This window comes from Massilia sp. MP_M2 (genome assembly GCF_039123635.1).
Classification (GTDB): domain Bacteria; phylum Pseudomonadota; class Gammaproteobacteria; order Burkholderiales; family Burkholderiaceae_D; genus Telluria.
Map to the genome: position 1 here is coordinate 113,086 of NZ_JBCHJF010000007.1, position 21,868 is coordinate 134,953.

A 21,868-nucleotide genomic window follows, 5' to 3' on the forward strand; every position below is an offset into this window, starting at 1 on the left:
ACGCTCGCCAACGGGCACCACCGCTCGCCACCGGGCATTTACCAATGAGGACACAATGACATCGACCATGCTAGACGGTAAAACGGCTCTCGTCACCGGATCGACCTCGGGCATCGGCCTGGGAATCGCACGTTCGCTGGCCGAACAGGGGGCCAATATCGTGTTCAACGGCTTCGGCGACGCACAGCAAATCGAAAAACTGTATACCGATATCGGCGCCGAATTCGGCGTGCAGACCGCGTACCACAATGCCGACATGTCCAAGCCGGCCGAGATCGCCGCGCTGATGCAGTATGCCAACGACAAGTTCGGCGGCGTCGACATCCTGGTCAACAACGCCGGCATCCAGCACGTCGCGGCGCTCGAAGATTTCCCGCCCGAACGCTGGGACGCGATCATCGCCATCAACCTGAGCTCGGCGTTTCACACGACGCGCCTGGCTTTGCCCGGCATGAAGCAAAAGAACTGGGGCCGCATCATCAACCTGGCCTCGGTCCATGGCCTGGTGGGCTCGAGCCAGAAGTCGGCCTATGTCGCCGCCAAGCACGGACTGGTCGGCCTGACCAAGGTCACTGCGCTGGAAACGGCGCAGACGGGCGTTACCTGCAATGCGATCTGCCCCGGCTTCGTGCTCACGCCGCTGGTCCAGAAACAGGTGGACGACCGCGCCGCGCGCGAAGGGCTCGACAACGACGCCGCGCGCAAGGCCCTGCTGCTCGAGAAACAACCGTCCGGCGAATTCGTCACGCCCGACGAACTGGGCGCGCTGGCCGTGTTCTTTTGCAGCCCGGCAGCAAACCAGGTGCGCGGCGTGGCCTGGAATATGGACGGCGGCTGGGCCGCCCAGTAACAATCTTGTCGTCACGACCGGGCGTTTGGTCCGGTCGTGCACGATCCCGGTGCGCGCTTAGTTCCCACGCTTATTCACATTGCCCTGCTGCAGTGCAGCATGCGGATTTCCACAATAGCCCGCACCGGCTGATTGCCCCACCATGGCGCCACTACCAACCTCGTTGAAGAGTTGCCATGAAGAAGCCGTTTTATAAAATCCTGTACGTCCAGGTACTGTTCGCCATTGTTCTTGGCGTGTTGCTGGGCGTATTTTACCCAGAGGTAGGCACCGCGATGAAGCCTCTGGGAGACGGCTTCATCAAACTGATCAAGATGATCATCGCCCCCGTGATCTTCTGTACCGTCGTCGCCGGTATCGCCGGCATGCAGGACATGAAGAAGATCGGCCGCGTCGGCGGCAAGGCCCTGCTGTACTTCGAGGTCGTCTCGACCTTCGCGCTGGCCATCGGCCTGGTCGTGGCCAACGTCGCCAAGCCGGGCGCCGGCTTCAACGTCGATCCAGCCCACCTCGATGCGAGCTCGATTGCGCAATACACGACCAATGCGCATGCCCAGACCACGACCGAGTTCATCATGCACATCATCCCGACGACGTTCGTGGATGCGTTTGCTACCGGTAATATCCTGCAAGTGCTGCTGGTCGCGATCCTGTTCGGTTTCGCGCTGTCGATGATGGGCGAGCGCGGCCGTCCGGTCACCAAGCTCATCGATGACGTCTCGCACGTGATCTTCGGCATCGTCAACATCATCATGAAGGTCGCTCCGCTGGGCGCGTTCGGCGCGATGGCGTTCACGATCGGCAAGTACGGCATCGCGTCGCTGCTGCCGCTGGCCAAGCTGATGGGTTCGTTCTACCTGACCTGCGCCCTGTTCATCTTCGTCGTGCTGGGCCTGATCGCCCGCTTCACCGGCTTCTCGATCTTCAAGTTCATCCGCTACATCAAGGAAGAACTGCTGATCGTGCTGGGTACCTCGTCGTCGGAAAGCGCGCTGCCGAACCTGATGCGCAAGCTCGAGCGCCTGGGTTGCTCCAAGCCAGTCGTCGGCCTGGTCGTCCCGACCGGTTACTCGTTCAACCTGGACGGCACCAATATCTACATGACGATGGCGGCCCTGTTCGTGGCGCAAGCGACCAACACCGAACTGACGCTGACCCAGGAATTGACCATCCTGCTGGTGGCGATGCTGACCTCGAAAGGCGCATCGGGCATCACCGGCGCCGGCTTCATCACGCTGGCCGCGACGCTGGCCGTGGTGCCGACGATCCCGGTGGCGGGTATGGCGCTGATTCTGGGCATCGACCGCTTCATGAGCGAAGCACGCGCGCTGACCAACTTCATCGGCAACGGTGTGGCCACGGTCGTCGTGTCAAAATGGGAAAACGAACTCGACGTCAAGCGCATGGACGACGTGTTGCATGGCCGCGTGATCGTCGAAGACCAGAACACGATGCAGGCCGTGCGCGAAGCGGCGTAACGACAGCACTGTGTCTGGCCGAAAAGCCGCACCTCACCGGGGTGCGGCTTTTTTTGGGGCGCAGTCAACGTTATCTGTTGATGACGCCGACTGCGATGCGCAGCAAGTGTTTCGGGGAACTTACCCGTCCCCCATCGAGGGCCCAGCGCCAGCCCAGGTAATTGGGCAGGTAGCGTGACGCCACGCCACGAAAGCACATCAGCCAGGCCTTGAAGCGCTGGTAATACCCGTTCACGTTCTGTACGTGGATAGCCAGGTTGCCCAGGCGCCTGACGCGCACGCCGGCGCGCAGATTCACCACCTCGTGCGCGATCCTGTGCTTGCGTGCAAAGGCGCGGTAGGCGGCATGGCTGTCGCTGACCAGCAGCGCCTGTGGATCGAGCCTGGGCAGCAAGCCGCGTTCGAGTTGCGCGGCCGTCAGCGCACCGCGGCCAGTGACGGCGTCAATGGTGCCCCCGTTGCGGTCGCGCGCCACGAGGATGCAATCGAGCTCACGGGAAATGCCGCGCCGGGCGGCGCGCCCGCCCCGCCGACGGGGTGGGCGGTCGAGTGCGCGCGAGCCCTTCTGCGATTCGAGCAGGAACGTCTCATCAGCCTCGACGATGCCGTTCAGCGCCGCGGGCCGGTCGAGCTTGACCCACGCGAGAAAGCGGTGGCGCCATCGGAAGGCGGTATTGCGGTGCACGCCGACCCGATCTGCGGCTTTGCGCACGGGGAGCGAGTCCAGCAGCACCTGGGAGTAGGCGAGCCATTTGGTCTTGAGCCTGAGCCGCGCCAGTGGCGTGCCGCTCAGGTCGTTGAAAGTGCGCCCACAATTGCAGCAGCGAAAACGCTGCAGATCGTTGGCAAACCCGTGCCGGTTGCAGCGTGCGTTGCCACAGCTGGGGCAACAGCGCCCTGGCGCCCTGGCCTGGGCGATGAGCGCAACGACCTGGTCGAGGCCGGCCGCAGGGTGCAGCGCATCGAGCACTTGACGACGCTGGGCCCCATTCAGCGATGGCAATGTTGCGAACCAACGTTTGAAACGTGGCGCTTTCATGATTGACTCCTGACACTGGCGACAGGGGTTGGACCGTGGGGCCGCTCATCAGTTCAAAGCTCAGCTCTATTTAACGTTGACTGCGCCTTTTTTTGGGGCGCAGCATCGCCCATGGACGACGCTGCTTGCGGCGCGACCAAGAAAATCTTCGTAGACAACTCGATCTAGACAAGATAATCTACCATCATCTTGCCTACCCGAGGATGTCATGCCCCACTCCCCTGACGCGCCCAAGCCCACGCCCGCCGAGCTCGACTTGCTACAGGTGCTGTGGCCGCTGGGCGCCGCCACCGCCAAGCAGGTGCACGAGGCAATGCTGCCGCAACGCCCCGATGTGACCTACGCGACGGTACTGCGGCTGATGCAGGTCATGCACGCCAAAGGTTTGCTGGCGCGGGACGAAAGCGAACGCTCGCACGTCTACAGCCCGGTCCACGCGCGCGATGCGCTGCAGGGCAATCTGCTCAACGACCTGATGCAGCGGGCGTTTGCCGGCTCGGCCAAGGCGCTGGTGCTGGCGGCGCTCAAGAGCGGCATCTCGAAAAAGGAACGGGCCGAGATCGAACAACTGCTGAAGGATGGGGACGGCCAATGACCGCCGCCCACCTCGTCGCCAGCATCGGCTGGACACTCGTCGAATTCATCTGGCAAGGCGCGCTGATCGGCTGCGCTGTGGCCTTGGCCATGAGCCTGCTGCGCAACGCGCGCGCCGAGCACCGGTATGCGCTCGCCTGCGCCGGCCTGTTGCTGTGCCTGCTCTGGCCCGCCGCCGAACTGGTGGCGCGCCTGGTCGGCACGCAGGATCTGGCGGCCCAGCCGATGGCAACCTTTGCCAGCGGGTTCATTGCCAGTCCGCTCGATGAGAGCTGGCGCGCCTTCTTCGAACGCAGCCTGGGCTGGATTGTCGGCACGTGGGGCGTGTGCGCCGTCGTGCTCGCATTGCGGATGATCGCGGGATTGCTGTGGCTGCACCGCACTGCGGCGCTCGAGGCCAGTGAGCCTGTCTGGCAAGCTCGACTCGACCGGATGGCGCAGGCCGCCGGCATTGCGCGATTGGTGCGACTGCGCATTGTTGCGGGACTGGCAAGCCCCGTCACCTTCGGCTGGTGGCGGCCGGTGGTACTGGTGCCAGCTTCGCTCGTGTCCGGCATGCCGCCTCACTTGCTCGAAGCGCTGCTGGCGCACGAACTGGCCCATATCCGGCGTCATGACTACCTCGTCAACCTGCTGCAGAACGTGGTCGAGGCGCTGCTGTTTTATCACCCGGCAATCTGGTGGATCTCGGGACGCATCCGCGCCGAACGGGAACTGGTTGCCGACACCGTCGCAGCAAGACAACTGGGCGAACCGCGGCGCCTGGCTCTTGCGCTATCCGAACTGGAACGATTCCAGTTTTCAACCCAGCATCTGGCCCAGGCGGCCAATGGAGGCAATCTCATGCAACGCATCAAACAACTCGTTCGTCCCGACACGCAGGCACTGAACTGGAAAGCCGCGCTGCCAGTGCTCGGCCTGGCTCTGGCGGCCCTGGCCGGCTGCACGAGCACGGCGCCGGTCAACCCGTTTGCCGCGATGCCCGACAACGACACGACGGTGCCGGTCGCGAAGTTCAATTCGTGCGCAAGGCCCGTGTACCCGGCCGATGCGCTGGCGGCCAAGGTCGAAGGCACCGTGACACTCGCGATGCTGGTCAGCGCCGATGGCAAGGTGCGCGAATCCTTGGTGCGCAAGACCAGCGGCAATGGGTCGCTCGACGAGGCAGCACGCGCCGCCCTCGCCAAATGCAGCTTCCAGCCCGGCACGGTAAATGGCGCGCCGAAGGAACAGTGGGCCGAAGTGCAGTACGTGTGGGTCGCGAGCTGATTGCACGCGCAGGGATGTCAATCATGCCGGTCGGTGCGGCATTGCAATATCGTAGGGTGGACGGGTTTCCCGTCCACGCGTTCAACGTACGTCGCCGCGCCGCAAACGCCGCAAACGCCGCAAACGCCGCTTGAACGCGTGGGCGGCACAGCCGCCCACCCTACGTTCAGCGACGGCATTCGCCGGAATGCCAGCGTCCCCGCCAGCGACGGCTATGCCTGCTGGACAGACGACACATCCAGTTCGCAACCGGTCGCTGCGACGATCTCGTCCACACTCACGCCGGGCGCCAGCTGGGTCAGCTTCAAGCCGGTGGCCGTCACATCAAGCACGCCCAGGTCGGTGATGATGCGGTCGACCACGCCAACGCCCGTCAACGGCAGATCGCACTTTTTCAGCAGCTTGTGGCTGGTGGTGCCATCCTTGGCGGTGGCGACATGCTCCATCACCACGACCACCCGCTTAACGCCGGCCACCAGGTCCATCGCACCGCCCATGCCCTTGACCATTTTCCCCGGAATCATCCAGTTCGCCAGATCACCCTCTTCCGAGACCTGCATTGCGCCCAGGATCGCCAGGTTGATCTTGCCGCCGCGGATCATGCCGAACGAATCGGCAGAGCTGAAGTACGCCGAACCCGGCAGCGCCGTCACGGTCTGCTTGCCGGCGTTGATCAGGTCGGCATCGACCGCATCGTCCGTCGGGAACGGGCCAATGCCGAGCAGGCCGTTTTCGGACTGCAGCGAGACCTCGATATCCTTCGGTACATAGTTTGCTACCAGGGTCGGCAAGCCAATGCCCAGGTTCACGTAAAAGCCGTCTTCCAGCTCCAGCGCCGCGCGCGCGGCCATTTCATCACGAGTCCATGCCATGTTGTTGTCTCCGTTTCTGTCGTCGGGTGATTGCGCTCAGTTGCTCACGTTGCTTGCGGTGCGCACGGTACGCTGCTCGATGCGTTTCTCGGGCGACGGGTTGTGGACGATGCGGTGCACGAAGATGCCCGGCGTGTGCACGTGGTCGGGATCGATCTCGCCGGTCTCGACCAGCTTCTCGACTTCGACGATGCAGATCTTGCCGGCCGTGGCCACGTTGGGATTGAAGTTGCGGGCCGTCTTGCGAAACACGAGATTGCCCGAGCGGTCGGCCATATACGCCTTGACCAGCGACACATCGGGGAACAGCGCATGCTCCATCACATAATGCTCGCCATTGAATTCGCGCGTTTCCTTGCCCTCGGCAACGATGGTGCCGAAGCCCGTCTTGGTGAAGAAGGCCGGGATGCCGGCACCACCGGCGCGCAGCTTTTCGGCCAGCGTGCCTTGCGGCGTGAATTCGAGTTCGAGTTCGCCGGCCAGGAACTGGCGCGCGAACTCCTTGTTTTCGCCGACGTACGACGCAATCATTTTCTTGATCTGGCGTGTCTCGAGCAACTGGCCCAGGCCGAAGCCGTCGACGCCCGCGTTGTTGGAGATGGCGGTAAGTTGCTTGACGCCCGAATCGCGCAATGCCGCGATCAGGGCTTCCGGAATACCGCACAGACCAAACCCGCCCACGGCAATGGTCTGGCCGTCCTGCACGACACCGTCAAGTGCCGAGCGCGCGTCTGGATACACTTTATTCATACCTGTCCCTTTTATAAGTTTGAGAACCCGTCTCAGCATAGAATACCGACAGCCCATGCACAATACCGTAGAACTACCGCCATGCCCCGCCACATGTACGCCAATGAACACCGCCCTGACCCGCCTCACATGAACCTGCCGCACACGATTGACTACGAGATGATTTTCCAGCACGCGCCAGTGGGCATGTGCATCTCGCGCGACCGCGTGATCCAGGCCTGCAATGGCGCGCTGGCGACGATGTTCGGCTATGGGGCCGGCCACCTGACCGGCTCGTCTTTCTCGGTGCTGTATCCGACGATGGACGAATTCTTGCGCACGGGCGACCGTATCATTCCCATCATGAATGCGAAGGGGCGCTACTCGGACGAGCGCATCATGCGCCGCGCGAGTGGCGAGCTGTTCTGGTGCCACGTGACGGGCCGTGCGCTGTCGCCGCTCGAGCCCCTCGGCGCCGGCGTCTGGATCTTCGAGGATGTCAGCGAAAAGCGTCCCGTGACGGCGCATTTGACACCGCGCGAGCGCGAAATCGCCGCGCTGCTGGTCGAGGGCAAGACCAGCAAGATCATCGCGCGCGAGACCGACCTGAGTCCCCGCACGGTCGAAATGCACCGGGCCAGCCTGATGCGCAAGTTTGCGGCATCGACGTCGGTGGAACTGGTGCACAAGCTGGTGGGTGCGGGCTGACCGGTCCCCTGCCACCGTCGCTTGAGGCCAGCGTGCCGTCGCAGGGCGACACGGCTCGCCCCGCCGATCAGCGGTACAGCGTCCAGTGCTGTGCGCGCATGCGTTCAAGCAGCAGACGCAGATCACCATCAAGCCGGCGGTCTTCAATCACCGGCGCAATGTCCTGACCCAATTGTTCGAGCATCTGCGCCAGCGGCGCCGGCAGTGCGCGCGCGGGGCGCTGCCGGCAGCGCAGCCACACGCCCTGGCGCACCGCGATCAGCAGCGCCGCGGCCACCTGCTCGGTCAGTTCCAGCACGCGCAGGCAATCGCGCGCGGCGATCGTGCCCATGCTGACCTTGTCCTGGTTATGGCACTCGGTCGAGCGCGAAAAGACCGACGCCGGCATCGTCAGTTTCAGTGCTTCGGCGGTCCAGGCCGAGGTGCTGATCTGCAGTGCCTTGAGGCCGTGGTTGATCACGGCGCGCTCGCCCTGCATGCCCGACAGGTTGGCGGGCAGCCCGGCGTTGTAGCGCGGGTCGACCAGCAGCGCCAGTTGGCGGTCGAGCAGGTCGGCCAGGTTGGCAACGGCATTTTTCATGCTGTCCATCGCGAACGCGATATGCCCGCCGTAGAAGTGCCCGCCATGCAGCACGCGCTCGCCCTCGGCGTCGATGATCGGATTGTCATTGGCGCTATTGAGTTCGTTCTCGATGGTGGTACGGAAGAACGGTAACGCGTCGGCCAGCACGCCAATCACGTGCGGCGCGCAGCGGATCGAATAGCGGTCTTGCAGGCGCTCGCCGTTGCGCTCATGCTGGCCGGCATAGGCCAGGTCGGCGCGCAGCCAGGCGGCCACGTCCTGCATCCCGGCATGCGGCTTGACCGAGAACAGCGTTGCGTCGAAGTGATGGTCGTTGCCATCCAGCGCGAACGAGGCCATCGCCGTGATGCGCGTGGCCAGGCGCGTCAGGTAGGCGGCGCGGTCCCAGGCCAGACAGGCCAGGCCCGTCATGACAGCGGTGCCATTCATGATCGCCAGGCCTTCTTTCGGCCGCAGGCGCAGCGGCGCAATGCCGGCCTCGAGCAGCGCGTCGGCAGCCGGCATCTGCACGCCGGCACGCAGCACTTCGCGCTCGCCGCACAGCACCGCCGCCAAGTAGGACAGCGGCGTGAGATCGCCGCTGGCGCCAACCGAGCCTTCGCTCGGGATCAGGGGCAACAGGTCAGCGTCGAACAAACGCACGATCTGCTCGAGCAGGTCGATGCTGACGCCCGAGAACCCTTTTGCCAGCGACGCAAGGCGCGCGGCCATGACGGCGCGCGTCTCGGTGGGGTCGAAAAAGCTGCCCAGGCCGCAGCCATGGTAGGTGTACAGGTGGCGCGGCAGTTCCGTCACGAGCGCCAGCGGTACGCGCACCGTGCATGAATCGCCGTAGCCGGTGGTGACGCCATAGATGGCGCCGTCTTCAAGCAGCAGCCGGTCGAGAAAGTCGGCGCCGCGCATGATGAAGGCGCGAAAGGCCGGGTCCGGCGAGAGCACTGGCCGCGCCGCGCCGCGTGCAATGGCGACAACGTCTTCCAGCGCGAGGCGGTTGCGGTCGAAACAAACCACGGCGTTCACTCGGTCGGCAGCACGCTGCGCAGCGCAGCCGGCAACGGGGCCGACTTGCCCGCAGTAAAGTCGACCCACACCACCTTGGCCATCCCGTTCGCGTGCAGCTCGCCCGGAGCGCCGTTCGCATCCAGCAAACGGATCTCGTGTGACACCTCGACGCTCGAGCGCCCCGGCGGCGCCACGAAGGTACGCACCTCGATCTCGCCCGGATAGGTCAGCTGCTTGAGGAAGTTCATCGACGCGTTGACAATGACGGGGCCTTCGCCCCGCGAATCGGGCAAGCCGCCGACCTGCTCGAGCCAGGCAATGCGGGCCGACTCGATGTAACGGAAGTAATTGGTATTGTTGACGTGCCCCATGGCGTCCATGTCGCCCCAGCGGATCGGCATGCGCATCGTGTGCACCAGCATCGGTGCGGTAGTCTCACTACTCATTCTGTGGTTCCTGGCGTTTAGTGGGCCATCATGCCGTCGTCGGCCGTGATGATGGCGCCGTTGATGAAGTGGGCTTCTTCGGCGGCCAGCAGCAGCAGCAGGCCATCGAGGTCTTCGGGCCGGCCGGCGCGCTTGCGCGGCAACATCTCGACAAGTTTGCGGCCCTGCTCGGTCTCGAAATAATCTTCGTTCGCATCGGTGGCGATATAGCCTGGGCAAATGGCGTTGACGTTGATGCCGTACTTGCCCCACTCGACCGCCATCGCCTTGGTCATCTGCACCACACCGGCTTTGCTCATGCAGTACACGCCGATCTGCGGCAGCACCCGCAGGCCGGCTACCGAGGCGATATTGACGATGCGATGCTGCTTGCGCGGATCGCCCTTGGCACGCGCGATCATGCGCTTGGCGGTTTGCTGGGCCACGAAGAACGCGCCGCGCAAATTGGTGTCCATGATGTAGTTGTAGTCATCCTCGCCCACGTCGATCAGCCGCTGGGTCGCGGACACCGACGAGTTATTGATCAGGATATCGATCGGCCCCGCCTCGGTCTCGGCATGGGCGATCGCCGCCTTGATGCTGCCAAGATCGGTGACGTCGAGCCGCACCACGTGCGCGGCGCCGCCGTCGGCTTCGATCTCGGCGCGCAGCTCTTTCAGGCGCTCGACCCGGCGCGAGGCCAGCACGACCTGGGCACCGGCGCCGGCCAGGGCCTTGGCGAAACGGGCGCCGAGCCCACTCGATGCGCCAGTGACCATGGCGATCTTTCCTTCAAAATTGACTTCAATGCCCACGTCCGACTCCCCGATGTAAGTACGATCACGAGTTGCGAAAGCACCATGATCCCACAAATGCAGGGTATTCGATTGTCCCTTCTAATAATGCCTTTACAATGGCCGCGATATTGCAATGAACAGCAAAAACCCGCACACTCGTGCTATTTTCTGATTCCCGTCCTCCCTATCCCAAAAACACCATGACTGAGACAACAAACCTTCTCGAACAATACGGCCCGCGCGAAGCGATGGAATACGACGTCGTGGTCGTCGGCGGCGGCCCGGCCGGCCTGTCGGCGGCGATTCGCCTGAAACAACTGGCCCTTGATAAAGGCCAGGAAGTCACGGTCTGCGTGCTGGAAAAAGGCGGCGAGCTGGGCGCGCACATCCTGTCCGGCGCCGTGATGGACCCACGCGCGATGGACGAGCTCTTCCCCGATTGGAAAGAACGAGGTGCGCCGCTCAATACCGCCGTGACCGAAGACCGCGTCCTGTTCCTGACTGAAACGAAATCGTTCGCCACGCCGGCGTTTGCCATTCCGCCGGCGCTGGCCAATCACGGCAACTACGTCATTTCGCTGGCCAATGTGGTGCGCTGGCTGGGCCAGCAAGCCGAAGCGCTGGGCGTGGAAATCTTCCCGGGCTTTCCGGCAGCCGAAATCCTGTACCACGAAGACGGCTCGGTCAAGGGCGTTGCCACCGGCAATATGGGCATGCACCGCACTCCCGATGGCGTTGGCGAGCCCGGCCCGGAATTCCAGCTCGGCATGGAGCTGCATGCGAAATACACGTTCTTTGCCGAAGGCTCGCGCGGCCACCTGGGCCGCCAGCTGATGGCCAAGTACGAACTGAACAAGGGCAAGGATCCGCAGACCTACGGCATCGGCATCAAAGAGCTGTGGGAAATCGATCCGGCCAAGCACCAGCCGGGCCTGGTGATCCACACGGCCGGCTGGCCGCTGCCGAACGACACCTACGGCGGCTCGTTCCTGTACCACCTGGAAAACAACCAGGTCGCGGTCGGCTATGTGGTCGGCCTGTCGTACCAGAATCCGTACCTGTCGCCGTACGAAGAATTCCAGCGCTATAAAACGCACCCGGCCATCCGCGGCTTCTTCGAAGGCGGCAAGCGCATTTCGTATGGCGCGCGTTCGATTACCGCCGGTGGCCTGCAATCCTTGCCCAAGACCGTGTTCCCGGGCGGCGCGCTGATCGGCTGCGATGCGGGCTTCCTGAACACCAGCCGCATCAAGGGCAGCCACGCCGCGATCAAGACCGGCATGCTGGCGGCCGAGGCGGCGTTTGCCGCGCTGGGCGAAGGCCGCACGGGCGACGAGCTGACGAGCTTCCCGGCGGCGTTCGAACAATCCTGGCTGCACGAAGAGCTGCATGTGGCGCGCAACTTCAAGCCGTGGATGAGCAAGGGCCTGGTGCTGGGCACGATCATGACGGGCATCGACCAGATCGTGTTCCGTGGCAAGGCGCCATGGACGCTGCACCACAAGCATGCCGACCACGAGTGCCTCAAGCCCGCCTCGCACTTCAAGCCGATCGTCTATCCGAAGCCGGATGGCAAGCTGACCTTCGACAAGCTGTCGTCGGTGTTCATCTCGAACACCAACCACCGCGAAGACGAACCGATCCACCTGACGCTGAAGAACGCGAGCGTTCCGGTCGATGTCAACCTGGCCAAGTATGCCGGGCCCGAACAGCGTTACTGTCCGGCCGGGGTATACGAGTACGTCAAGCGCGAAGATGGCGGAGATCGCCTGCAGATCAACGCCCAGAACTGCGTGCACTGCAAGACCTGCGATATCAAGGACCCGACCCAGAACATCGTCTGGGTGACGCCGGAGGGCGGCGGCGGCCCGAATTATCCGAACATGTGATTGCCCGTTCCTTCCGCTTTTACTGCTGACTTTGTAGGAATCATCCTGCAACAACGCCGCCAATCTGCTGATTGGCGGCTGACGCGAACGGCGTAGCATCGGTTGCTCCCACACCAGTGGCAGGAGACAGCGATGAATGATTCCACAGACAACAAAGGCAAGCAGCGGGACCCCGCTATGGGGCAAAACAGCAATCTGCAAAGCGGCAATCTGCAAAGCGACAAGCAGGATATTGCTGGCGACAAGCACTCGACCGGCCAGCAAGGTGGCCGCACGCAAGAGGGCAAGCAGCACGACACCCGCGGCCAGCAAGGCACCGGTGGCCAACACCAGAACCAGCAACACGGTGGCCAGCATGCATCAGGCGGCACCCCGGCGCTGGATGACCTGAACGCCGACCGCGCCAGCCGCGACCAGGGTTCGCCGGGCAGCGAGTCCCGGCAGATGGACCAGCAGAGCGGCTGGGACGGCAAGCAGGACAAGCAACGCTGACGTGGCACTGTCCACGCAAAAGCGCGGCACCTTCACTGGGCCGCGCTTTTTTACGGCCGTCACGACCGTGCCATGCTGCTGGCGTCGTGACCGAACCACTTGAGCGACAGCGCGCGCAGCGTGCCATCCGCGCGCGCCTCGCGCAGTGCCTTGTCGATCGCCAGCTTGAACCCTGAACGGCCCTTGCGCATGGCAATGCCCACGCGCAAGGGCGGGCCGATGCGGGCGCCAGCCTTGAGCGGCAGCTGCGTCTGATTGATCAGGTAACCGATCAGGAGGCTATCGTCGAGCAAGGCGTCGATCCGGCCAAAGGCCAGGTCCTGCAACTTTTCGGGGACGGCCGGATAGCGCTTGATCTCGATGCCCGGGACCGCCCTGGCCTGCGCCTCGAACACGCTGTTCTGGTGCACGCCCAGCTTGCGGCCCTTGAGATCGGCAAGCGTGCGGTAGGTTGCGCGCTCGTTCTCGCGCACGATGAGCTGGGACTGCGAATAGCAGTATGGTGCTGAAAAATCGAATGCATTCGCGCGCTGCGGCGTGATGATGACCTGGCTGATGGCGACATCCACCCTGCCCGCGCGCAGCGTTGTCAGGATTTCGCTCCATTCGGTCGGCACGAATTGGGGCTCGAGGCCCATGCGCGTGGCGACCGTTCGCGCCACGTCGACATCGTAGCCGGTCAATTGCCCGCTTACCGGGTCTGTGAAATTGAACGGCGGATAGGTGCCCTCGAGTGCGATGCGCAGTGTACCCCGCGTGCCGGGTGCGTCTGCCTGGTCAGCCAAGCCCGCGGCACTCGCCCATGACGTGCATAGCGCGGCTGACGCTGGCAGCGCCAGCCATCGCCCCAGCAACTGCCCCAGCGCCCGGCGCCGTCCTGCGTTCGCGATCCATTCGGCCATCCTCTTGCTCCCCGCGCGGTCAAACACCTGTTATAACTGAAAAAGCAGCAGAATGGCCCAGGATCAGGATCGCACGACGATCCGCTTCTGTTCGCGCGCCGAGCGGTACACAGCCTCGATGATGCGAATATCGCGCAGGCCTTCTTCGCCAGGCACGAGCGGCTCGCGGTTCTGCATCACGCACTGCGCCATGTGGTCGAGCTGGCCAACCCACTGATTCGCGTATGGCCCGGGTGGCGGCTTGACCTCGGTCTTGTCGCTGCGTTCCTGGCCCACCCACATGCGCTGGCCGCTGTAGGCAGTGGCCGGCTCCAGTTCGATCCGGCCTTTCTCGCCCATCAGCACGAACTGGTTGCGGTTCGCGCTGTACATCGACATGCACGAGCCGATCGCGCCGGACGGGAACTCGAGCTGGAAATCGATCATGTCTTCGACTTCACGGAAACGCGGGTCGTTGCGGTTGGTGGTTTCTTTGGCGAACACGGCCAGCGGCTCTTCGCCGGTCATGTAGCGCGCCGCCTGCAGCGCATAGATGCCGATGTCCATCAGCGAGCCGCCGCCCGACTGCGCCTTCTTCATGCGCCAGGTGTTCGCGTCGCCCGCAACGAAACCGTGCTCCGAACGGAAGTAACGGATCGAGCCAATCGCGCCGGCGCGTGCCAGCCTGATGGCCTCGACATTGTGCGGCTCGAAGCGCGAGCGGTAGCCGATCATCAGCTTCTTGCCGGCCTTGCGACAGGCGACGATCATCTGTTCGCACTCGGCCGGGCTGACAGCCATCGGCTTTTCGCACATGACATGCTTGCCGGCCTGCGCGGCGCGGATCGTGTACTCGGCGTGCATGAACACGGGCAGGCAGATATACACGATGTCGATGTCCGGGTTGTCACGGATGCGGTCGAAATCGTTGTACGCGTAGATGCCGCTGTCGGGTACGCCATATTCCTGCGCGACCTTCTTCGCCTTGGCAGCGTCGCCGCTGACCAGCGCCACCAGGCGGCTGTGCTGGCAGTTCTGGAACTGCGGGATGATGCGGCCCAGGCCATAACCACCCAGGCCCACGATCGCGTAGCCGAGCTTGCGACCGTTGCTGGCCCAGCCCGGACCCATTGCGCTTGCCGCCAGGACGCCACCTGCAGCCATGACCAGGCTGCGCCGAGGTAAATCGATCATGCTTGTCTCCTCCAATTGGGGTTGCGGGAATGTTATCGTCTTGTGGAGAGAAGGATACAATTGATTCATTTGAAATGATAGCGGTATCACCGCCTTCACGCCCAGTTCACCTTGCCAGGAGTTGCCCATGTCCTTGTCCCCCCGTCGTGCTACCCGTCGCTTTCCGCTCGTCCGTCTTGTGCTGGCTGCCAGCGTCGCCGCCATCCTGTCGGCTGCAGCATCGGCCGCCCCGGCCGCCACTTGCAGCGGCAAGGCCCCGTCGGGCGAACTGAAAGCCGAGCGCATCGCTGCGATCACGCCATCGCGCAGCGAGCCGGGCCTGTACGAAGGCGCGGTATGGATGAACGGCGCACTGTATTTTTCGGACTTCAGCTTCAGCCAGGGCTTCCCGTCACGCGTGCGCAGGTACACGCCAGGCGGTGACGTCACCACGGCCATCGAGGATGCGGGCAGCAATGGCCTGGCGCTCGACGCCAAAGGCGCACTGGTCGCGGCCACCCACAAGTACAAGGCGCTGTCGCGCTACGACCTGACCGATGGCAAGCGCACGACGGTCGCTTCACAATTCCAGGGGCAGGTTTTCAATTCACCGAACGATATCGCCATCGCAGCCGATGGCACGATCTACTTCACCGATCCGGATTATCAGAAGGCCGCGGCGCCCGGCGGCCAGCCGGTCACCGGTATCTATCGCGCGGCCACGGATGGCGCGGTCACACTGGTCGATGGCTCGCGCAAGAATCCGAACGGAATCGCCCTGTCTCTCGACGGCAAGATGTTGTACGTGAACGCGAGCGATGGCGCGGTGCGCGCCTACCCGATCAAGAATGGCGTGCCGCAGGCCGGGCGCGACCTGATCAAGGGCATCGAGAATGGCGACGGCATGACGCTCGACTGCCACGGCAACCTGTATGTCACGGAACATGCGCCCCAGCGCGTGCGCGTGTTCTCGCCACAGGGCCGGGAACTGGCGACGATCCGGGTCGACGCCAATGTCACCAACGTCGCCTTCGGCGGGCGCGACGGCAAGACGCTGTACATCACGGGCGCGGGCGCCGTCTGGCAACTGCCGCTGGACGTGACGGGGCTTCCCTACTGAAGCGGCCTACCAGCTGGGGCGCGAACCGGGCCCGAAGTTGTGGCCCGTGACCAGCGTCGTGCTCTGCACGAGCGTCGACAAGCCCAGGATCAGCTGGACGAGCTTATCGTCCGGCAGCACCCAGATCTGGCCACGCGGCTGTTCGGCGCCGGTGGCGGCCATGATCAACGGGGCAATCCAGGCGGCGTCGCTGTCGACGTCGAGCAGGATGGCGTCGGCCGTGGTCTGCATGTGCACGAGGCCGCCTTCGGCAATGGCGAAGCAGATGCCAACGCCCGTTTCCTGCGGCGTGATCAGTTCCTGCATGGCAGCGTTGTGCTCGTCGATCCAGAGCTCGACGTCTTGCGGCGTCTCGAGCGCGGTCCAGGGACGGGGTTTGAAGCGGGGTGGTTGTTCGGGCAGGAGGGTCATGTGCTGCAAGCAAAAGGGGACGGGGCGTATCTTACGGCAATTTCCATCGCCGCGCGCCGCCTCCATGCTCCCCCCGGTTCATGCTGACATTATGGAATGTCGAGCGTCACGAGCCGCACGCTTGCATGCCCATCGTCGATGATGAGTTCGCCGACCGAGACGGGCAGCGTAAACCGGCGGCGCCCCGCCGCACCCGGATTGACGTACAACACACCGTCCCGCTCGACGCAGGCTGGCTTGTGCGTGTGACCGGTGACGACAACGCGCACGCCGCTTGCCACCGGGTCGATGGCAAGCTCGTTCAGGTCGTGCAGCATGTGGACGGCCACGCCGCCGAACGTGACGGTGACGGCCTCGGGCAAAGCACGTGCCCAGGCGCCGCTATCGTTATTGCCGCGTACGCTCGTGAGCGGAGCTAGTTCGGCCAGGCGCTCTAGCGTGGCCGGATCGACGATGTCGCCGGCATGCAGCAAGGCATCGCTGCCCCGCAGGAAGTCGAGCGCCTGCGGACGCAGCAGGCCGTGCGTATCGGAGATCAGGCCAATGCGAATGACCACCTACGAACGCTTGCTGCCAGCCATCTTGGCCATCGTAACGACCGAGTACAGCGCCGCCAGGCCGACCAGCATGTACACGACGCGGGTGAGCGTGGAGCCCGGCTCGAACAGCACGCCGACCATGTCGACGTCGAACAGGCCGACCATGCCCCAGTTCAGGCCACCAATAATCAACAGAACCATCGCGATGTAATCCAGTGCGGACATGGCCGGGCGGCCATGCGTGCGCGCCGTGACGCGGCGATCGGGAATCGAACGGCGGTCCATGGTTGGGGTATTGATTGTTGACATCAGAGCCTCCTGGAAAAAGACGTGCGCACCACCGGGGCGGCGCCCCGGCACTTGCTGTCCATACTAGCCCAGGTTAGCCAACATGCACGCACCGTTGCCGCGCGGGCAGACGGCCGCAGCGACGGTGGCGTGCGGCCGCGAACTCAGCCTTTCCAGGTACGCGCCAGGCCGGTATCGGCGTGAATCCAGCCGCCGCGTGGACCGCCCCGGTAGTAATAGCCAACGCCGCCGCCGCGGAAGCTCTTGATCAGGCCGCCGAGCACTTCTTCGTTCAGGTTGGCGATGCGGATATCGGCCGCCTTGCCGACCAGGTGCAGCGACTGGCGCGCCGCCGGGATGCCCTGTTCGCGCAGGCGCGCGTTCGAGGCCGGCGAACGGTAGCCCGACAAAATCTCGAGCGGCTTGATGATGCCGAAACGGGCGATGAAGGCTTGGGTACTCCACAGCATCTCGAACAGTTTCGGATCGATCGGTGCGGAGGCCTTGCCGTTGACGTCACGCAGCAGATGGCACAATTCCTGGTAGGCCGACTCGATGACTTCGCCGTCTTTCCAGTACAGCACGTTGGCCGTCTCGCCGCTTTGCGGACGCGTGACTGACAAGGTGCGCGGCTTGACCCAGAAATCGAGGTCGAGTGCCTGCGAATCGAACAGGTCGGGTGGCGGTTGGAGTTCGGTTGCGACAGCGGCCAGCGGCGCGCCGATGACACCGATGGCGGCAAGGCGCGCGCCCTGATGGAGGAAGTCTCTGCGGGAAGCCATATATGCGTTGGTGTGACTCGTGAATATCGATGGGCCGTACTATAGCGTATTCGTCATGGATCGCGCGGTACGGCGTGCGGGTGCTATGCCCGGTTGCTCTCAGTCGCTGCAGTTGCAGAACCGCTTGCGCGCGCTGCCTTCGCAGGCGCCATCGAGCCGCTTCCACATCAGGTCGCTATCGAGGCCGAAACAGGATTTTTCCTTGCCCGCATTGCTGTAGCCGTGGCGCTCGAAGAACGCACTGGCGCCAGCGGGGCTGTGCAGATGCAGCTTGCTGATGTTCCAGGCGCGCGCCTGCTCTTCGACTGCCGCCAGCAGCGCCCGGCCCACGCCGCAGCGCAGCGCATCGGGCAGCACGTAGCACAGCGCCACCTTGCCGGCCGGGGTCAGCAGCGTCAACCCGACCAGCCGCCCTTCGCTCTCGGCGACCACGGCAAAATTGGTGGGCGCCGCAAACCAGGCCGCGACGGTGGCGGGCGTCTTGTTGCCGAGCCAGGCGTCGAGTACCGCCGGCTGGCCCTGGTGGTCGGCACGGCAGCCTTCCTCGATGGAGCGGCGCAGCAGATTGCAGGCTGGCGCGGCGTCGGCGGGAAGCGCCTTGCGGATTTCAATACGCGTGGACATCGATCATCAACATAAATACGGTACAAAAACGTGAGGTGGCGACAGGTGGCGCCCCGGACTTAACACGGGCTCGACTATACACCGAAAGCCAACGACCCTGCTGGCGGCAGGGGCAATCGGATGATCGGCATAACCATATGACGAAACTATTGTTCCGTTCAACGGCGGCGTGGGGGAATATGCACGCTGTTACTCTAACTTCAGGCAAGCGAGACCCATTATGCGCACTACCCCTCCGAACACGCTCCGCCGCTCGATCCTGGCGCTGGTCCTGGCTGCCGGCAGCGCCGTGCCGCTGCATGCCAGCGCAGCCGGGCAAGAGCTGCTGAACGTGTCGTACGACGTCGCCCGTGAATTGTACAAAGAAATCAACCCGGCGTTCATCGCATCGTACAAGCAGCAGACCGGCCAGACGGTCGAAGTCAAGCAGTCGCACGGCGGCTCGAGCAAGCAGGCGCGCGCCGTGGCCGATGGCCTGGGCGCGTCGGTCGTCACGATGAACCAGGCCAATGACATCGACATGCTGGCCGACCGCGGCCTGGTGGCAAAAGACTGGGCCAAGAAGTTTCCGAACAATGCCGCGCCTTACTACTCGACGATGGTGTTCCTGGTCCGCAAAGGCAACCCGAAGCAGGTACGCGACTGGCAAGACCTGGCGCGCCCCGGCGTGGCCGTCATCATCCCCAATCCAAAAACTGCCGGCAACGGTCGCTACACCTATCTGGGCGCCTGGGGTTCCGTGATCAAGAAAGGCGGCAACGAGGCGGCTGCGCGCGACCTGGTCTCGAAAATCTTCAAGAACGTGCCGATCCTGGACGGCGGTGGCCGCGCAGCGACCACTACCTTCACCCAGCGCCAGATCGGTGACGTGCTCGTGACGTTCGAAAACGAAGTGAGCATGGTGCGCAAGGAGTTCGGCAACGACTTCGAAGTCGTCTACCCGACCAGCTCGATCCTGGCCGAGTCGCCGGTGGCCGTCGTCGACAAGGTCGTCGACCGCGAGAAGCTGCGCCAGCCGGCCACGGCTTACCTGAACTTCCTGTACACCCCGGTAGGCCAGGAAATCGGCGCCAAGCACTTCATGCGCGTACGCTCGGACGCCGTCATGAAGAAGTACGCGGCCAACTACAAGCCGATCAGCCTGTTCACCGTCGACGAAGTCTTCGGCGGCTGGCGCGCAGCCCAAAAGCGTCACTTTGACGACGGCGGCGAGTTCGACAAGATCTACACGGCCAAGTAATCCTCACCACCCTTCAACAGCCCTGCCAAGTGCAGGGCTGTTTGCATTGGTGCATACGATCAGCGTCACTCGACATTTCTACTGGACATGTCCTATTAATTATCTGCACCTAAATCACCCTATTCCAATAGAAAATTTCGGATTCACAGGGTAATTTTCTTGTACGCCATAGACATGCCTGCCGGATAAATGCTATCTTGCCTGCCTTCTAGTTGCTCTAGAAACAGATGTTGATCCGCGCCGCCCGGCGCCCAGCTCCATCAACCTCAACCCAGATTCCAGACAGACAATGATCAAACACCTGTTCGCCACGGTCCTGATGACGTTTTCGGCCGCGGCATTCGCCGTGCCGTTCGGTTCCCAGTCCGTCCTTGTCGTTGAAAACGACACCGGCAAGATCCTCCTTGAAAAAAATGCCGATACCGTCGTCCCGATTGCATCGCTGACCAAGCTGATGACGGCCATGGTCGTGCTCGACGCCAAGCTCGACATGAACGAGCAGATCGAAATCGACCGCGACGACGTCGACCGCGTCAAGTTCAGCAGTTCGCGCGTGCCGGTGGGGGCCAGCATCTCGCGCAGCGACGTACTGCACCTGGCGCTGATGTCGTCGGACAACCGCGCCGCCGCCGCGCTGGCCCGCACCTACCCGGGCGGCAATGAAGGCTTCAAGGCCGCCGTGCGCCGCAAGATCCGCGCACTGGGCATGACCCAGACCACGATCGAAGAACCCACCGGCCTGTCGCCGCACAACCGCTCCACTGCTGGCGACCTGGTCAAGATGGCCGTCGCCTCGGTGCGGTACCCGGACATCGTGCGCATGACCACCGAGACCAGGGAAACCATCGACATCAATGGCCGCGGCGTCGAGTACCACAACACCAACCGCCTGGTCGGCGCCAAAGGCTGGGATATCGGCCTGTCGAAGACCGGCTACACGAACGAAGCCGGCCGCTGCCTGATCATGAACATCACGGCCGCCGGCAAGAAGGCGACCCTGGTACTGCTCAATGCCGGCGCCTCGTCGGCCCGCGTGCTCGACGCACTGAACATCCGCCGCTTCATGACCGGCGATGCGGCGCCTGTTGCCCGCGTCGCGCGCGCTGCCCGCGCCGCCACCGGCGGGCCGCGCATCAAGGCCAGTGCCCGCAGTGTGAAAGCGAAGGCAAAAGCCCGTACGAAGGTCGTCAAGTCGAAGATCCAGGCGACCAAGAACCGCAAGGTCGCCAAGGTCAAGACGACGCGCAAGCGCCGCGACTAAACAAGTCTTTGATACGATCAAGGGGCCGCAAGGCCCCTTTTTCTTGTGCTCACAACAGAGGTAGGGTGGACGGGTTTCCCGTCCACGCGTTCAACCGCCTCTCTGATTCACAGGGACCTACTTTGCCACAGCCGCTTTCATCACCAGCGCATCCATCACCTGCCCGGTCGCCGCCATGACGTCACCGGCATCCTGGATCCTGTTCGCCTGCTGCACCTGCGAGGGCGACACGACATACGTGCCATCAATGACGACCGTCGGGGTGCCAGTGACCTTGTAAGCGTCGACCATCTGGCTCAGGCGTTTGAGCCGGGTCTGGACGCCGAACGAGTTCCACGTGGCGGCGAACGCCGCCTTGTCGAGTCCATTCTCGCCGGCCCACGCGATGATGTCGGCATCCTTCATCAGGCGCTTGCGCTCGACATGCACGGCATTGAACACGCGCCCGTGATACGCATCGAGCTTGCCCATCGCCTCGAGCGTCAGGAACAGGCGCGCCTCCGGATCGGCCGCCCCCTGGAACGGCAGCGGCACGCGGCGCAGAACGATCCGGTCGCCCTGCTGCTTTGTCCAGCTCTTCAGCGTTGGTTCAAAAGCGTTGCAGGCGCCGCAGTGATAGGCGAAGAATTCGATGACCTCAATCTTCTTGCCCACGGACTGGGTCGGCTGCGGCGTGGCCAGCGTCGTGAAGTCGGCGCCATCGCGCGGGGCGGTTGGCGACGCGTTGGCAAGGCCGGCCACCAGGGCGGCGGCGATGAGGGCAAGTCGCAGGGCGCGCATATCGATCCTTCCAGATTTGAAATTGCTATTCTAGCGAACTTG

The 21,868-nt window shown here is 63.7% G+C and carries 24 protein-coding genes; 10 read left to right on the forward strand and 14 right to left on the reverse strand.

The window, feature by feature from the left end; all coding sequences use genetic code 11:
* Nucleotides 1–67: 67 nt before the first annotated feature.
* Nucleotides 68–850, forward strand: a complete 783-nt coding sequence (locus RCH14_RS15880) for a 3-hydroxybutyrate dehydrogenase (RefSeq protein ID WP_343027067.1) — start codon at nt 68–70, stop codon at nt 848–850.
* A gap of 176 nt (nt 851–1,026) precedes the next feature.
* Nucleotides 1,027–2,328: a dicarboxylate/amino acid:cation symporter gene (locus tag RCH14_RS15885; protein WP_343027068.1), complete on the forward strand. Its 1,302-nt coding sequence runs from the start codon at nt 1,027–1,029 to the stop codon at nt 2,326–2,328.
* A 70-nt stretch (nt 2,329–2,398) separates the two neighbouring features.
* Here the strand turns inward: RCH14_RS15885 and RCH14_RS15890 are convergent, their stop codons facing one another.
* Nucleotides 2,399–3,367, reverse strand: coding sequence for an IS1595 family transposase (locus RCH14_RS15890; protein WP_343027069.1), 969 nt, complete (start codon nt 3,365–3,367; stop codon nt 2,399–2,401).
* A 208-nt stretch (nt 3,368–3,575) separates the two neighbouring features.
* On the opposite strand from RCH14_RS15890, the gene RCH14_RS15895 reads away from it, so the two are divergent.
* Nucleotides 3,576–3,962 (forward strand): BlaI/MecI/CopY family transcriptional regulator, encoded by a 387-nt coding sequence (locus tag RCH14_RS15895; protein ID WP_343027070.1) that lies wholly within the window; start codon nt 3,576–3,578, stop codon nt 3,960–3,962.
* Nucleotides 3,959–5,230, forward strand: a complete 1,272-nt coding sequence (locus RCH14_RS15900; protein WP_343027071.1) for a M56 family metallopeptidase — start codon at nt 3,959–3,961, stop codon at nt 5,228–5,230. The genes RCH14_RS15895 and RCH14_RS15900 overlap by 4 nt, the downstream gene beginning before the upstream one ends.
* A 212-nt stretch (nt 5,231–5,442) precedes the next feature.
* Here the strand turns inward: RCH14_RS15900 and RCH14_RS15905 are convergent, their stop codons facing one another.
* A complete protein-coding gene (locus RCH14_RS15905) occupies nt 5,443–6,102 on the reverse strand; it encodes a 3-oxoacid CoA-transferase subunit B (RefSeq protein ID WP_343027072.1) in 660 nt (219 codons plus the stop codon).
* 36 nt (nt 6,103–6,138) lie between these two features.
* Nucleotides 6,139–6,852 (reverse strand): CoA transferase subunit A, encoded by a 714-nt coding sequence (locus RCH14_RS15910; protein ID WP_343027073.1) that lies wholly within the window; start codon nt 6,850–6,852, stop codon nt 6,139–6,141.
* A gap of 129 nt (nt 6,853–6,981) precedes the next feature.
* Here RCH14_RS15910 and RCH14_RS15915 point away from each other — a divergent pair, with 129 nt between their 5' ends.
* Nucleotides 6,982–7,539 carry a PAS and helix-turn-helix domain-containing protein gene (locus RCH14_RS15915; protein ID WP_343027210.1) on the forward strand — a complete coding sequence of 186 codons (558 nt, stop codon included), beginning with the start codon at nt 6,982–6,984 and terminating at the stop codon, nt 7,537–7,539.
* Nucleotides 7,540–7,606: 67 nt separating this feature from the next.
* Here the strand turns inward: RCH14_RS15915 and RCH14_RS15920 are convergent, their stop codons facing one another.
* The 3 genes from RCH14_RS15920 to RCH14_RS15930 are packed head-to-tail and all read right to left on the reverse strand — an operon-like array spanning nt 7,607 to nt 10,364.
* A complete protein-coding gene (locus RCH14_RS15920; protein ID WP_343027074.1) occupies nt 7,607–9,142 on the reverse strand; it encodes an aromatic amino acid ammonia-lyase in 1,536 nt (511 codons plus the stop codon).
* A complete protein-coding gene (locus RCH14_RS15925; RefSeq protein ID WP_343027075.1) occupies nt 9,139–9,570 on the reverse strand; it encodes an acyl-CoA thioesterase in 432 nt (143 codons plus the stop codon). Before RCH14_RS15925 ends, RCH14_RS15920 begins: the two co-directional genes overlap by 4 nt.
* Nucleotides 9,571–9,587: 17 nt before the next feature.
* The gene (locus RCH14_RS15930) at nt 9,588–10,364 is read right to left on the reverse strand and encodes an SDR family oxidoreductase (protein WP_343027076.1); all 777 of its coding nucleotides are present in this window, start codon (nt 10,362–10,364) and stop codon (nt 9,588–9,590) included.
* A gap of 182 nt (nt 10,365–10,546) precedes the next feature.
* Here RCH14_RS15930 and RCH14_RS15935 point away from each other — a divergent pair, with 182 nt between their 5' ends.
* Complete coding sequence (locus RCH14_RS15935) at nt 10,547–12,235, forward strand: electron transfer flavoprotein-ubiquinone oxidoreductase (protein WP_343027077.1); 1,689 nt, start codon at nt 10,547–10,549, stop codon at nt 12,233–12,235.
* A gap of 132 nt (nt 12,236–12,367) precedes the next feature.
* Complete coding sequence (locus tag RCH14_RS15940) at nt 12,368–12,727, forward strand: hypothetical protein (protein WP_343027078.1); 360 nt, start codon at nt 12,368–12,370, stop codon at nt 12,725–12,727.
* A 59-nt stretch (nt 12,728–12,786) separates the two neighbouring features.
* Here the strand turns inward: RCH14_RS15940 and RCH14_RS15945 are convergent, their stop codons facing one another.
* Both RCH14_RS15945 and RCH14_RS15950 read right to left on the reverse strand, forming a co-directional pair.
* The gene (locus tag RCH14_RS15945) at nt 12,787–13,512 is read right to left on the reverse strand and encodes a transporter substrate-binding domain-containing protein (RefSeq protein WP_343027079.1); all 726 of its coding nucleotides are present in this window, start codon (nt 13,510–13,512) and stop codon (nt 12,787–12,789) included.
* 180 nt (nt 13,513–13,692) lie between these two features.
* A complete protein-coding gene (locus RCH14_RS15950) occupies nt 13,693–14,802 on the reverse strand; it encodes a Gfo/Idh/MocA family oxidoreductase (RefSeq protein WP_343027080.1) in 1,110 nt (369 codons plus the stop codon).
* Between the two features lie 127 nt (nt 14,803–14,929).
* On the opposite strand from RCH14_RS15950, the gene RCH14_RS15955 reads away from it, so the two are divergent.
* A complete protein-coding gene (locus RCH14_RS15955) occupies nt 14,930–15,901 on the forward strand; it encodes an SMP-30/gluconolactonase/LRE family protein (protein ID WP_343027081.1) in 972 nt (323 codons plus the stop codon).
* A 6-nt stretch (nt 15,902–15,907) separates the two neighbouring features.
* On the opposite strand, the gene RCH14_RS15960 is transcribed toward RCH14_RS15955, so the two are convergent.
* From RCH14_RS15960 to RCH14_RS15980, 5 genes are all read right to left on the reverse strand, one after another.
* Nucleotides 15,908–16,312, reverse strand: a complete 405-nt coding sequence (locus tag RCH14_RS15960) for a hypothetical protein (protein WP_343027082.1) — start codon at nt 16,310–16,312, stop codon at nt 15,908–15,910.
* Nucleotides 16,313–16,401: 89 nt separating this feature from the next.
* Nucleotides 16,402–16,863: a metallophosphoesterase family protein gene (locus RCH14_RS15965; protein WP_343027211.1), complete on the reverse strand. Its 462-nt coding sequence runs from the start codon at nt 16,861–16,863 to the stop codon at nt 16,402–16,404.
* A gap of 6 nt (nt 16,864–16,869) precedes the next feature.
* Complete coding sequence (locus tag RCH14_RS15970) at nt 16,870–17,160, reverse strand: DUF378 domain-containing protein (protein WP_343027083.1); 291 nt, start codon at nt 17,158–17,160, stop codon at nt 16,870–16,872.
* A gap of 143 nt (nt 17,161–17,303) precedes the next feature.
* Nucleotides 17,304–17,921: a DUF882 domain-containing protein gene (locus RCH14_RS15975; RefSeq protein ID WP_343027084.1), complete on the reverse strand. Its 618-nt coding sequence runs from the start codon at nt 17,919–17,921 to the stop codon at nt 17,304–17,306.
* A 99-nt stretch (nt 17,922–18,020) separates the two neighbouring features.
* Nucleotides 18,021–18,545 carry a GNAT family N-acetyltransferase gene (locus RCH14_RS15980; protein ID WP_343027085.1) on the reverse strand — a complete coding sequence of 175 codons (525 nt, stop codon included), beginning with the start codon at nt 18,543–18,545 and terminating at the stop codon, nt 18,021–18,023.
* A gap of 220 nt (nt 18,546–18,765) precedes the next feature.
* On the opposite strand from RCH14_RS15980, the gene RCH14_RS15985 reads away from it, so the two are divergent.
* Nucleotides 18,766–19,785, forward strand: a complete 1,020-nt coding sequence (locus tag RCH14_RS15985; protein ID WP_343027086.1) for a sulfate ABC transporter substrate-binding protein — start codon at nt 18,766–18,768, stop codon at nt 19,783–19,785.
* A gap of 289 nt (nt 19,786–20,074) precedes the next feature.
* On the forward strand, nt 20,075–21,046 hold the full coding sequence (locus tag RCH14_RS15990) for a serine hydrolase (protein WP_343027087.1): 972 nt from the start codon (nt 20,075–20,077) through the stop codon (nt 21,044–21,046).
* A 117-nt stretch (nt 21,047–21,163) separates the two neighbouring features.
* On the opposite strand, the gene RCH14_RS15995 is transcribed toward RCH14_RS15990, so the two are convergent.
* Nucleotides 21,164–21,826, reverse strand: coding sequence for a thiol:disulfide interchange protein DsbA/DsbL (locus RCH14_RS15995; protein ID WP_343027088.1), 663 nt, complete (start codon nt 21,824–21,826; stop codon nt 21,164–21,166).
* Between the last annotated feature and the right edge of the window lie 42 nt (nt 21,827–21,868).

What these genes read in the sequence shown, in the direction of transcription:
- RCH14_RS15955 (WP_343027081.1), top strand. Translation starts at nt 14,930, where the DNA reads ATGTCCTTGTCCCCCCGTCGTGCTACCCGTCGCTTTCCGCTCGTCCGT.
- RCH14_RS15950 (WP_343027080.1), bottom strand. Translation starts at nt 14,802, where the DNA reads ATGATCGATTTACCTCGGCGCAGCCTGGTCATGGCTGCAGGTGGCGTC.
- RCH14_RS15970 (WP_343027083.1), bottom strand. Translation starts at nt 17,160, where the DNA reads ATGTCAACAATCAATACCCCAACCATGGACCGCCGTTCGATTCCCGAT.
- RCH14_RS15985 (WP_343027086.1), top strand. Translation starts at nt 18,766, where the DNA reads ATGCGCACTACCCCTCCGAACACGCTCCGCCGCTCGATCCTGGCGCTG.
- RCH14_RS15890 (WP_343027069.1), bottom strand. Translation starts at nt 3,367, where the DNA reads ATGAAAGCGCCACGTTTCAAACGTTGGTTCGCAACATTGCCATCGCTG.
- RCH14_RS15980 (WP_343027085.1), bottom strand. Translation starts at nt 18,545, where the DNA reads ATGTCCACGCGTATTGAAATCCGCAAGGCGCTTCCCGCCGACGCCGCG.
- RCH14_RS15915 (WP_343027210.1), top strand. Translation starts at nt 6,982, where the DNA reads ATGAACCTGCCGCACACGATTGACTACGAGATGATTTTCCAGCACGCG.
- RCH14_RS15995 (WP_343027088.1), bottom strand. Translation starts at nt 21,826, where the DNA reads ATGCGCGCCCTGCGACTTGCCCTCATCGCCGCCGCCCTGGTGGCCGGC.
- RCH14_RS15880 (WP_343027067.1), top strand. Translation starts at nt 68, where the DNA reads ATGCTAGACGGTAAAACGGCTCTCGTCACCGGATCGACCTCGGGCATC.
- RCH14_RS15910 (WP_343027073.1), bottom strand. Translation starts at nt 6,852, where the DNA reads ATGAATAAAGTGTATCCAGACGCGCGCTCGGCACTTGACGGTGTCGTG.
- RCH14_RS15940 (WP_343027078.1), top strand. Translation starts at nt 12,368, where the DNA reads ATGAATGATTCCACAGACAACAAAGGCAAGCAGCGGGACCCCGCTATG.
- RCH14_RS15990 (WP_343027087.1), top strand. Translation starts at nt 20,075, where the DNA reads ATGATCAAACACCTGTTCGCCACGGTCCTGATGACGTTTTCGGCCGCG.
- RCH14_RS15935 (WP_343027077.1), top strand. Translation starts at nt 10,547, where the DNA reads ATGACTGAGACAACAAACCTTCTCGAACAATACGGCCCGCGCGAAGCG.
- RCH14_RS15925 (WP_343027075.1), bottom strand. Translation starts at nt 9,570, where the DNA reads ATGAGTAGTGAGACTACCGCACCGATGCTGGTGCACACGATGCGCATG.
- RCH14_RS15905 (WP_343027072.1), bottom strand. Translation starts at nt 6,102, where the DNA reads ATGGCATGGACTCGTGATGAAATGGCCGCGCGCGCGGCGCTGGAGCTG.
- RCH14_RS15975 (WP_343027084.1), bottom strand. Translation starts at nt 17,921, where the DNA reads ATGGCTTCCCGCAGAGACTTCCTCCATCAGGGCGCGCGCCTTGCCGCC.
- RCH14_RS15900 (WP_343027071.1), top strand. Translation starts at nt 3,959, where the DNA reads ATGACCGCCGCCCACCTCGTCGCCAGCATCGGCTGGACACTCGTCGAA.
- RCH14_RS15885 (WP_343027068.1), top strand. Translation starts at nt 1,027, where the DNA reads ATGAAGAAGCCGTTTTATAAAATCCTGTACGTCCAGGTACTGTTCGCC.
- RCH14_RS15960 (WP_343027082.1), bottom strand. Translation starts at nt 16,312, where the DNA reads ATGACCCTCCTGCCCGAACAACCACCCCGCTTCAAACCCCGTCCCTGG.
- RCH14_RS15895 (WP_343027070.1), top strand. Translation starts at nt 3,576, where the DNA reads ATGCCCCACTCCCCTGACGCGCCCAAGCCCACGCCCGCCGAGCTCGAC.